Here is a 9725-nt window from a genome sequence, read left to right as displayed (position 1 = left end):
CGCGGGGGCTCTCTGCCTCGCCGTCGCGCGCGCGGGATGCGGTGCGGCGCGGCACCGGGCGCGTCACTGGCGAGGTCGCGGCCAAGCCGAGTCAGCCCGTGGGGGCAAATGCCGTCATTGACCTTGCGGATGAGGCCCAGCACTATGTCTCGCGCGCGGCCCTGAAGCTGAAGCATGGGCTCTCTCACTTCGGCATCGATCCGCACAGCCGCCACGCGCTCGACATCGGCGCCTCGACCGGCGGCTTCACGCAGGTGCTGCTGGAACAGGGTGCGGCGCATGTCACGGCCATCGACGTGGGCCATGGCCAGATGCAGGTCGAGGATGAGCGCGTCACGTTGATCGAGGGATTGAACGCGCGCGACCTCGCGGGCCATCACTTGCCGCACCCCATTGATCTCGTCGTCTGCGACGTGAGCTTCATCTCGCTCAAGCTGGCGCTTCCGCCCGCACTTGAACTGGCCGAAGAAGGCGCCTCGCTGGTGGCGCTCATCAAGCCGCAATTCGAAGTCGGCCGCGACGGCCTCGGCAAGGGCGGCATCGTGACGGATGAAACCGCACAGGCTCAGGTCTGCGCCGACATCACCGCACTCATCAGGTCGCACGGATGGCGCGTTCAGGGAATGACCGCTTCACCACTTGAAGGCGGAGACGGCAACCGGGAATTCCTGATCGCCGCGCGGAAAGGGTAGGGCCCTCATCCGCCTGTCGGGACCTTCTCCCATGACTTCGCCACGGGAGAAGGCCTTTCGCCTCTTGCGCCTTCGCCCGTCCGCAGGATGGGAGAAGGTCCCGAAGGGGGATGAGGGCCTCTAGCCTACCTGCCCGCGATGCCTGAGGAAGTGATCCGCCAGCACGATCGCCATCATCGCTTCGCCCACCGGAACCGCCCTGATGCCGACGCATGGGTCGTGGCGGCCCTTGGTCATCACGTCGGCTTCCTCGCCGGACGACGTCACGGTCTTCCGTGTACTGAGGATCGAGCTTGTGGGCTTCACGGCAAAGCGGACGACGACGTCCTGGCCCGTCGAGATGCCGCCGAGAATGCCGCCGGCATTGTTCGACAGGAACTCGGGCTTGCCATGGTGCATGCGGATTTCATCGGCGTTCTGCTCGCCTGACAATGCAGCGGACGCAAAGCCCGCGCCGATCTCGACGCCTTTGACCGCGTTGATGCTCATCATCGCCGAGGCGAGGTCCTGGTCGAGTTTGCCATAGACGGGGGCACCCCAGCCGGCAGGCAAGCCGCTTGCGGTCACCTCGATGATGGCGCCGCAGGACGAGCCTGATTTCCGCACGCCATCGAGATAATCTTCATAGAACTTCGCGGCGCGCGCATCGGGCGTGAAGAACGGGTTGCGGTCCACTTCCGTCCAGTCCCAGTTGGTAGGGTCGATCTTGTGCGGCCCCATCTGGATGAGCGCGCCCCTGATGCTGACGCCCGGAATGATCTTGCGGGCGACAGCGCCCGCCGCCACGCGAGCAGCCGTCTCGCGCGCCGAGGAACGTCCTCCGCCCTTGTAGTCACGCACGCCATACTTCGCCTGATAGGTGAAATCGGCATGGCCGGGGCGGTACTTGTCGCGGATGCCGGCATAGTCCTTCGAGCGCTGGTCGACATTCTCGATCATCAGCATGATCGGCGTGCCGGTGGTGACAGGCCCTCCGGTGCGGTCGTCCTCGAACACCCCCGACATGATCTTGACCTGGTCCGGCTCCTGCCGTTGCGTGGTGAAGCGCGACTGGCCGGGGCGGCGCTTGTCCAGGAATGACTGGATCTCATCGGCGATGAGCGGAATGTTGGGCGGGCAGCCGTCGACAATGCAGCCAATGCCGGGCCCGTGGCTTTCACCAAAGGTGGTGACGCGGAACATGTGTCCGAAACTATTGTAAGACATGACGACTCCCTAAGCCGCAATGACCGTCGCGTCAAACCACTCGGCCGTGCCGTTGGCCAGCTTGCAGTAATAGCCCTGGTGCATCACCTGCTCCACGAGGTCGCGACGGGGCAGTCCCGCAATCTCCGCGATGAGGCAGCGGCCAATGGCGCCATGCGCGACGACGACCGTCGGCCGGTCCAGCGAGTCGAGCCATTGGTTGATGCGCAGGTGGCCGTCTTCGTAGCTCTCACCATCGGCGGGCCGCCAGGAGTAGCGGTCTTCTGGATGAGCGGGGTAGACGGGCGAGGACTTCAGCTCCCAGAAGGGTTTGCCCTCCCAGACGCCGAAGCCGAGCTCCTTGACCGCGGGCTCGATCACGATCTGCTGCGGTTCGAGCGCCAGCTGTTCCGCAATGTAGCCCATGGTCTGGCGGGCGCGCAGCAGCGGGCTCACCACGAAGTTGAAGCCGGGTTCGAAATCCGGGACGGACACCAGCGCGCGGGCCACGGCCTGGGCCTGGCCATGCCCCCTGGAGTTGAGCGGCGTGTCGGTCCAGCCCTGGATCAGCCCCTGGACATTCCAGTCGGTCTCGCCATGGCGGACGAAAAAGATGGGAGGGCGGCTCTTACTCACCGTTGCCGTTCACCGTGATATCGGGGGCATCCGGGTGCTTCATGCCCACGATGTGATAGCCGGCGTCCACATGGAGGATTTCGCCTGTCACGCCGCGCCCGAGGTCGGACAGCAGATAGAGCGCGGAATCGCCCACCTCGTCGATGGTGACGGTGCGCCGGAGTGGCGAGTTGTATTCGTTCCAGCGCAGGATGTAGCGGAAATCACCGATGCCCGAGGCGGCCAGCGTCTTGATGGGGCCAGCCGAAATGGCGTTGACACGAATGGCCTTGGGGCCAAGGTCGGCGGCCATGTAGCGCACGGAGGCCTCAAGGCCCGCCTTGGCGACACCCATCACGTTGTAATGCGGCATCCACTTTTCAGCGCCGTAGTAAGTGAGCGTCACCATCGAGCCGCCGTCATTCATCAGCTTCTCGGCGCGCTGCGCGACAGCTGTGAAGGAGTAGACGCTGATGAACATCGTCTTGGTGAAATTGTCGGGCGTGGTGTCGATGTAGCGGCCGGTCAGCTCATCCTTGTCGGAGAAGGCAATGGCATGGACGAGAAAATCGAGCTTGCCCCAGCTCTGCCGGATCGCCTCGAATGTTGCATCGATCGACGCCATGTCGGTGACATCGCAGGGCACCACGATCTTGGAGCCGATTTCGGCGGCGAGCGGTTCAACACGCTTCTTCAGCGCATCGCCCTGATAGGTGAAGGCGAGCTCGGCGCCCTGTGCGGCGCAGGACTTGGCAATGCCCCAGGCGATGGACCGGTTGTTGGCAACCCCCATGACGAGGCCGCGCTTGCCTGCCATCAAACCTTTGTTTTCGCTCATGCTTTTGTCCATCTTCCGCAAATGGCCGGTCCGCGCCCGGCGCGCGGTTAATTGACACAAGTCCGATAGCAGGTCCACTGGAAAGAAATCATGCAGGAATTGAGGGACGGACATCTTGCGGCAGGTGCCGCGGGCGGTTCCGATCCCTCGCGACTTCACATGGCTGATGGTCTATGCGGGAGGTTGATCCGTAGTCTGGCGCAATGGCATAAGCCTGAGCGGCAAGGCACTTGGGGTGAAGATCGATGAGCTTGAGCGATATTTCGAAACTGACGGCGTCGATGGGCTTCACCGAGCGGAACGATCCTTTCAACCTGTTCGGCGAGTGGTTGAAGGAGGCTGAAAAGTCGGAGCCGAACGACGCCAATGCCATGGCGCTTGCCACGGCGGACGAGGAGGGGCTCCCGAATGTCCGCATGGTGCTGCTCAAGGATTTCGATGAGCGCGGTTTCGTATTCTACACCAACTTTGAAAGCCAGAAGGGCCAGGAAATCCTCGGCACCATGAAGGCAGCACTGGTCTTCCACTGGAAGTCCTTGCGCCGGCAGGTGCGGGTGCGAGGCCTCGTCGAGGAAGTGACGAAGCAGGAGGCCGACGCCTATTTCGCCTCGCGCCCGCGTGACAGCCGCATCGGCGCCTGGGCCTCCCAGCAGTCGCGCCCGCTCGAAAGCCGTTTCGCGCTTGAAACCGCGGTGGCGATGAACACCGCGCGCTATGCAATCGGCGAGGTGCCGCGTCCGTCCTACTGGTCAGGCTTCCGCATCAAGCCGCTGTCGATGGAATTCTGGCATGACCGGCCCTTCCGCCTGCACGACCGTGTTGTCTTCCGGCGGCCCGACATGACGAGCGCCTGGACGAAGGCGAGGCTTTATCCGTGAACACGACAGCAGCCTCCGAGCGCAAGACCCTGATCCTCACCGGCGCCTCGCGCGGCATCGGCCACGCGACCGTGAAGCGCTTCTCGACGGCGGGTTGGCGCGTCATCACCTGTTCTCGCCAACCCTTTCCGGAGGATTGCCCGTGGGACGCAGGACCGGACGATCACATCGTGCTCGATCTCGCATCGTCGGTTGATACGCACGCGGCCATCGCGGTGATGAAGGAAAAGCTGAAGGCGCAGGGCTCCAAACTCCACGCGCTCGTCAACAATGCGGCAATCAGCCCAAAGAAAAAGGGCGGCGGTCGCCTCAACACCATCGAGACGGCGGAGGAAGACTGGAAGACGGTGTTCCAGATCAATTTCTTCGGCCCCATCATGCTGGCGCGCGGCTTGATGGATGAACTCGTGGCGGCGAAGGGTGCGGTTGTGAATGTCACGTCGATCGCGGGCTCGCGCGTTCATCCGTTCGCCGGTGCCGCTTACTCGACGTCGAAGGCAGCACTCGCATCTCTGACCCGCGAGATGGCTGCGGACTTCGGTCCGCACGGCGTTCGCGTCAATGCCATTTCACCGGGCGAGATCGAGACCTCGATCCTGTCGCCTGGCACCGAAAAGCTGGTGGCGCAGATCCCGCAGCGCCGTCTGGGCCAGCCCGAGGAAGTGGCAAGGGCCATCTATTTCCTCTGCACCGACAGTTCGAGCTACGTGAATGGTGCCGAGCTTCACATCAACGGCGGGCAGCATGTCTAATTCGGCATACCGGCCGGAAACCATCGCCGCCCATGCCTTGCGGGCCGTGGACGAAGCGACGGGCGCCGTTGTGCCGCCGATCTATACGTCGTCCACTTACGCTCGCGACGAAAACTATCTGCCGAAGATGAAGGAAAACTACGTCCGCAACGGCAATCCGACGCTGTGGCAGACGGAAGAGACCATTGCGGCACTCGAAGGCGGCCCGGAGGCTCTGCTCTTTGCGTCCGGCATGGCGGCGATCACCACGCTCACCGAAACCATTCCGCAAGGCGCCCATGTCGTGGCACCCGACGTGATGTACTATGGCACGCGCGACTGGCTGAAGCGGCTGGAAGGCCTTGGTAGAATCAGCCTCACCCTGTTCGATCCGCGGCAGGCGGGAGCGTTGGCGGCATCGCTCCAGCAAGGCAAGACCGATCTCGTGTGGATCGAAACACCGCTCAACCCGACATGGGATGTGATCGACATCGAGGCTGCCGCCAATGCCGCGCATGACGCGGGCGCCATCCTTGCCGTCGATGCCACGGCCACGGGCGCTGTTACGACCCAGCCGCTGAAGCTTGGCGCCGACATCGTCTTCCACTCCGCCACCAAATATCTGAACGGCCATTCCGACGTGCTCGCGGGTGTGCTGGTCACGCGCGAGGTGAACCAGCGCTGGAAGGACGTGGCGATGCTCCGCACCAAGATGGGAGCACCACTGGCTCCGCTCGAATGCTTCCTGCTGATGCGGGGCATGCGGACCGTCTTCGTGCGCTTTCGGCAATCGTCGGCGAACGCCATGGCCATCGCGCGGCATTTCGAGAAGCACCCCAAGGTGGAGCGGGTTCTCTATCCGGGCCTTGCTTCGCACGCGGGCCATGCCATTGCGCTGAAACAGATGACCGACGGCTTCGGCGGCATGATGTCGATTCTCGTCAAGGGCAGTTTTGACGATGCAAAACGCCTCTGCACGCGGCTGAGGGTGATCGTGCCCGCGACGTCGCTCGGCGGTGTTGAGAGCCTCGCCGAGCATCGCAAGTCGGTGGAAGGCCCGACAAGCCCTGTGCCTGATAATCTGGTTCGGCTGTCGGTCGGCATTGAGCATGTCGATGACCTGATTGCGGACCTCGAACAGGCACTGAACGGCCTCTGAGTTTCCTCACACAGCCTTGGCGTGCCGGTTGGGCGCTGCCACGAAATGCGTGTCGAAGGCAGCAGCCACGGTGCGCAGGAACAGGCGATGCTGCGGCGGAACCGTGAGACGCGTGCCCTCCACCCGCGCGATGCCCACGCAGATTGCCGCTTCGAGCTTCTGTTCCACATCGCTGAAGATGCCGGGATCAAAACCGTGCTTCTGGGCAATCTTGCCGGGATCGACGCTGAGATCGCACATCAGCCGTTCGATCACCTCCGATCGCATGCGGTCTTCGGGCGTCGTTGCAAGCCCGCGGGTGACCGGGCTTTCGTTGCGGTCGATCTTCTGTGACCATTCCAGCGTGTCGCGTGCCGACTGGACGAAGCCTTGCGGAAATTCGCCGATGGCGGAGGCGCCGAACGAGAGCAGCGCATCGGAGACGTCCGTCGTATAGCCTTGGAAATTCCGCCGCATGGTGCGGTTGGCCGCGGCCTGGGTCAACTCGTCATGGCCCAGCGCGAAATGGTCGAGGCCGATCGCGGCATAGCCAAGCGACCTGAGTTCCGATTCAATCGTGGTAGCCTGCGCATAGCGCTCCATGACGCCCGGGAGTTCGGCGTCATTGATCATCTTCTGGTGCTTCTTGAACCACGGCACATGCGCGTAGCCGAAGACCGAGATGCGGTCCGGCTGCAACTCGGACGCTTGCCGGGCGGTCCTGGCGACGCTTTCGACGGTCTGGGCAGGAAGACCGTACATGAGGTCGAAGTTCACCGAGGTGAAACCTGCTGCGCGCAGGTACTCGTTCGCAGCCGCGACGAGGCCGAATGTCTGGAGCCGGTTGATCTTCATCTGAACCGGTGTCGCGAAGTCCTGCACGCCAAAGCTGATGCGGGTGAAGCCCATTCCGGCCAGAACCTTGGCACGTTCGCGGGTGAGGGTTCGCGGGTCTGATTCAAGCGCCACTTCGCCGCCGGAAGCCAGGCCGAAGCCCTTGTCGATGGCGTCCACGATCTCGGCAATATGCAGGTCATCGAGATAGGTCGGCGTGCCCCCGCCGAAATGCAGGTGCTTCACCAGCCCCTTCTTTCCGCCAAAGAGCGAGGCGGAACGCCGGATGTCCCGGATCAGGTATTCCACATAGCGCGCCGCGCGGTCGTAGGAATTGGGCACCGAGGTGTGGCACCCGCAATACCAGCACAATTGCCGGCAGAACGGGATGTGGACATAGACCGAGAGGGTCGCGTCCGGTGCCAGCGAGACCAGCCAGTCGTCGGCGGTCTTGCCGGAAAAATCGGGTTGGAACTGAACCGCCGTCGGGTAGCTCGTGTACCGCGGCACGTCCTGCATGGCGAAGGGGAGAAGTTTCGTGTCCATGGAAACTGACACTGATGCCGGCTGACACCAAACTCCTTGACCTTGATCAATCCTTCCCGGGTTTTTTCAGTAGAGCCCGGTCTTGTAGTCGCCCTCGACATCGGCGTCGGCCTTCGAGGCTTCCGACTCGTCCACGCCCGTTTCGCTGGTCTGGTCCATGATGATACGGGCGATGGAGGGCATGCTCGCGCGGTCCTGCCGGTATTCGCCGCTCCACAGCTTCGAGCGCTTCAGCGCCTTGGCGCAGTGCATGAACACTTCCTCGACCCGGATGAGGATGCCGACCTTGGGCGTCTTGCCCGAGACCGTACAATGCGCGAGGAGCTCTGCATCTTCCGTGATCCGCGCGCGGCCGTTGAGCCGCAGCGTATCCTCGAAGCCCGGAATGAAGAACAGGCAGCCGACATTGGGGTTGGCCACGATGTTGGCCATCGTGTCCAGCCGGTTGTTTCCCGGCCGGTCTGGAATGAGGATCGTGTGGTCGTCCACCACATGGACGAAACCCGGAGGATCGCCGCGGGGCGAAAGATCGGCCTTTCCATCCGCAGCCGCCGTGGACACGACCACGAAAGGCGACATGGCGATGAACTGGCGCGAGTACTTGTCGAGGCCCGGCCGCGACTTGGTGATCGCGAGGGGGTGGACCTCGCCGAACTTCGACCTCAGTTCCCCCTCGCTCTCGATCATGCGGCCCTCGCGTTTTCCTTGGAGGCCCAGGCTTCCATCTCGTCGAGGCCCTTTTCCACCATGTCGAACATTTCGTGGATTTCATCGGTGGTGATGACCAGCGGCGGGCAGAAGGCGACCGAGTCCTGGATGTTGCGGACGATGAGGCCCAGGTCCTGCAGCTTGTTCACCATCGTGGCGCCGGCCATCTTCTTCGGGTCGAAGGACCGCTTCGTCGCCTTGTCGGCAACAAGCTCGATGGCGCCGATGAGGCCGACTCCGCGCGCCTCGCCCACCATCGGGTGATCGGCCAGCTTGTTCAGCCGCATCTGGAACAGCGGCGACATCTTTGCCGCATGCTCCATGATCTTGTCGCGCTGATATATCTCGATGGTCTTGAGCGCGATGGCGCAGCCCACGGGATGAGCCGTGTAGGTATAGCCGTGGCCGAAGGTGCCGAGCTTGCGGCTCTCGTCCAGCATAGCCTGGTAGAGGTCTTCCTCGATGGTGATGGCGCTCATCGGGAAATAGGCGGTGGTGATGGCCTTGGCCATGGTGATCGAATGCGGCTTCATTCCCATGGTGGTGGTGCCGAACCAGTTGCCGGTGCGGCCGAAGCCGCAGATCACTTCGTCCGCGATGAAGCGGATGTCGTACTTCTCGAGGATCGGCTGGATCTTCTCGAAATAACCCTTGGGCGGCATGATGACACCACCAGCCCCCATGACGGGCTCTGCGATGAAGGCAGCGCAGGTCTCAGGCCCTTCACGCAGGATCAGGTCTTCAAGGTCCTGCGCCATGCGCGAAGCGAAATGCTCTTCAGTCTCGCCATCCTTGCCGAACCTGTAGAAGTGCGGGCACGATGTGTGGACGACGTTCTTGATCGGCAGGTCGAAATCGGTGTGGACCCACGGCAGGCCGGTGAGCGAGGCCGACGCGATGGTGACGCCGTGATAGGCGCGAACGCGGCTGATGATCTTCTTCTTCTCGGGCTTGCCACGGGCATTGTTCATGTACCACGTGAGCTTCATCTGCATGTCGTTGCCTTCCGAGCCCGACGTGCCGAACAGAATCTTCGACGCGGGGCAGGGGGCGATTTCCTTCAGCTTCTCCGAAAGCTCGATCACGCCGTCATGCGACTTGCCGCCGAACGCGTGTGTGAAGGACACCTTGCGCAGCGCCTCGGCACCCGCTTCCGCGATCTCGACATTGCCGTAGCCCAGTGCCGTGCACCACAAGCCCGCCATGCCTTCGAGATAGCGCTTGCCCTTGTCGTCATAGAGATAGATGCCGCGGCCCTCGTTGAGAATCAGGGGTCCGACCTCGCGGTGGCGGGCGAGGTTCGTGTAGGGATGGATAACCGTCTCGATGTCACGGACGGCCATATTGGACAGCGGCATGCTTTGGTTTCCTCCTGGAAAGCGGAGACTATAGTCACGGAATGCCCGAATTGGCCAGACATGGGGGATGTCCCGCTCAATGTAGAAAATTGGAGTGAGGTTGGCGTTGCTCTCCTCGAGCCGTAGGCTCGGGGTGTTCAATCCTGAATGGAGAGCAACACCATGAAGAAAGCTACCACGTCTATCGAGGCGCTTGCCAGTG

Annotated in this window: 10 protein-coding genes; 4 read left to right on the top strand and 6 right to left on the bottom strand. The window is 62.8% G+C overall.

Annotation, left to right across the window (positions count from 1 at the left end):
- A partial coding sequence (locus ACEW8Q_RS15715; RefSeq protein WP_373504999.1) for a TlyA family RNA methyltransferase occupies window positions 1-692 on the top strand: 692 nt, incomplete at its 5' end.
- A gap of 120 nt (window positions 693-812) precedes the next feature.
- Here the strand turns inward: ACEW8Q_RS15715 and aroC are convergent.
- From aroC to fabI, 3 genes are read right to left on the bottom strand one after another with little or no spacing between them, the layout of a single operon-like run.
- On the bottom strand, window positions 813-1898 hold the full coding sequence (gene aroC / locus ACEW8Q_RS15710) for a chorismate synthase (RefSeq protein WP_373504998.1): 1086 nt from the start codon (window positions 1896-1898) through the stop codon (window positions 813-815).
- A 9-nt stretch (window positions 1899-1907) separates the two neighbouring features.
- On the bottom strand, window positions 1908-2513 hold the full coding sequence (locus ACEW8Q_RS15705; protein WP_373504997.1) for a histidine phosphatase family protein: 606 nt from the start codon (window positions 2511-2513) through the stop codon (window positions 1908-1910).
- Window positions 2506-3330 (bottom strand): enoyl-ACP reductase FabI, encoded by an 825-nt coding sequence (fabI, locus tag ACEW8Q_RS15700; protein WP_373504996.1) that lies wholly within the window; start codon window positions 3328-3330, stop codon window positions 2506-2508. The genes ACEW8Q_RS15705 and fabI overlap by 8 nt, the downstream gene beginning before the upstream one ends.
- Window positions 3331-3575: 245 nt before the next feature.
- Between fabI and pdxH the strand changes: the two genes are divergently transcribed.
- The 3 genes from pdxH to ACEW8Q_RS15685 are packed head-to-tail and all read left to right on the top strand — an operon-like array spanning window position 3576 to window position 6098.
- Complete coding sequence (gene pdxH, locus ACEW8Q_RS15695; RefSeq protein WP_373504995.1) at window positions 3576-4208, top strand: pyridoxamine 5'-phosphate oxidase; 633 nt, start codon at window positions 3576-3578, stop codon at window positions 4206-4208.
- On the top strand, window positions 4205-4960 hold the full coding sequence (locus tag ACEW8Q_RS15690) for an SDR family oxidoreductase (RefSeq protein WP_373504994.1): 756 nt from the start codon (window positions 4205-4207) through the stop codon (window positions 4958-4960). The genes pdxH and ACEW8Q_RS15690 overlap by 4 nt, the downstream gene beginning before the upstream one ends.
- Window positions 4953-6098, top strand: a complete 1146-nt coding sequence (locus ACEW8Q_RS15685; protein WP_373504993.1) for a PLP-dependent aspartate aminotransferase family protein — start codon at window positions 4953-4955, stop codon at window positions 6096-6098. The genes ACEW8Q_RS15690 and ACEW8Q_RS15685 overlap by 8 nt, the downstream gene beginning before the upstream one ends.
- 6 nt (window positions 6099-6104) lie before the next feature.
- Here ACEW8Q_RS15685 and hemN read toward each other — a convergent pair whose 3' ends face one another.
- From hemN to ACEW8Q_RS15670, 3 genes are all read right to left on the bottom strand, one after another.
- Entirely contained in the window at window positions 6105-7457 is a 1353-nt protein-coding gene (hemN, locus tag ACEW8Q_RS15680; protein ID WP_373504992.1) for an oxygen-independent coproporphyrinogen III oxidase, read from the bottom strand.
- Window positions 7458-7523: 66 nt separating this feature from the next.
- The gene (locus ACEW8Q_RS15675; protein WP_373504991.1) at window positions 7524-8144 is read right to left on the bottom strand and encodes a pyridoxamine 5'-phosphate oxidase family protein; all 621 of its coding nucleotides are present in this window, start codon (window positions 8142-8144) and stop codon (window positions 7524-7526) included.
- Window positions 8141-9523: an aminotransferase gene (locus tag ACEW8Q_RS15670; protein ID WP_373504990.1), complete on the bottom strand. Its 1383-nt coding sequence runs from the start codon at window positions 9521-9523 to the stop codon at window positions 8141-8143. Before ACEW8Q_RS15670 ends, ACEW8Q_RS15675 begins: the two co-directional genes overlap by 4 nt.
- Between the last annotated feature and the right edge of the window lie 202 nt (window positions 9524-9725).

The organism is Aestuariivirga sp. (assembly GCF_041738905.1).
Taxonomy (GTDB): Bacteria; Pseudomonadota; Alphaproteobacteria; order Rhizobiales; family Aestuariivirgaceae; genus Aestuariivirga.
This window is presented reverse-complemented; position numbering and strand designations above follow the sequence as displayed.

What these genes read in the sequence shown, in the direction of transcription:
- aroC (WP_373504998.1), bottom strand. Translation starts at nt 1,898, where the DNA reads ATGTCTTACAATAGTTTCGGACACATGTTCCGCGTCACCACCTTTGGT.
- ACEW8Q_RS15675 (WP_373504991.1), bottom strand. Translation starts at nt 8,144, where the DNA reads ATGATCGAGAGCGAGGGGGAACTGAGGTCGAAGTTCGGCGAGGTCCAC.
- ACEW8Q_RS15670 (WP_373504990.1), bottom strand. Translation starts at nt 9,523, where the DNA reads ATGCCGCTGTCCAATATGGCCGTCCGTGACATCGAGACGGTTATCCAT.
- fabI (WP_373504996.1), bottom strand. Translation starts at nt 3,330, where the DNA reads ATGAGCGAAAACAAAGGTTTGATGGCAGGCAAGCGCGGCCTCGTCATG.
- ACEW8Q_RS15685 (WP_373504993.1), top strand. Translation starts at nt 4,953, where the DNA reads ATGTCTAATTCGGCATACCGGCCGGAAACCATCGCCGCCCATGCCTTG.
- hemN (WP_373504992.1), bottom strand. Translation starts at nt 7,457, where the DNA reads ATGGACACGAAACTTCTCCCCTTCGCCATGCAGGACGTGCCGCGGTAC.
- pdxH (WP_373504995.1), top strand. Translation starts at nt 3,576, where the DNA reads ATGAGCTTGAGCGATATTTCGAAACTGACGGCGTCGATGGGCTTCACC.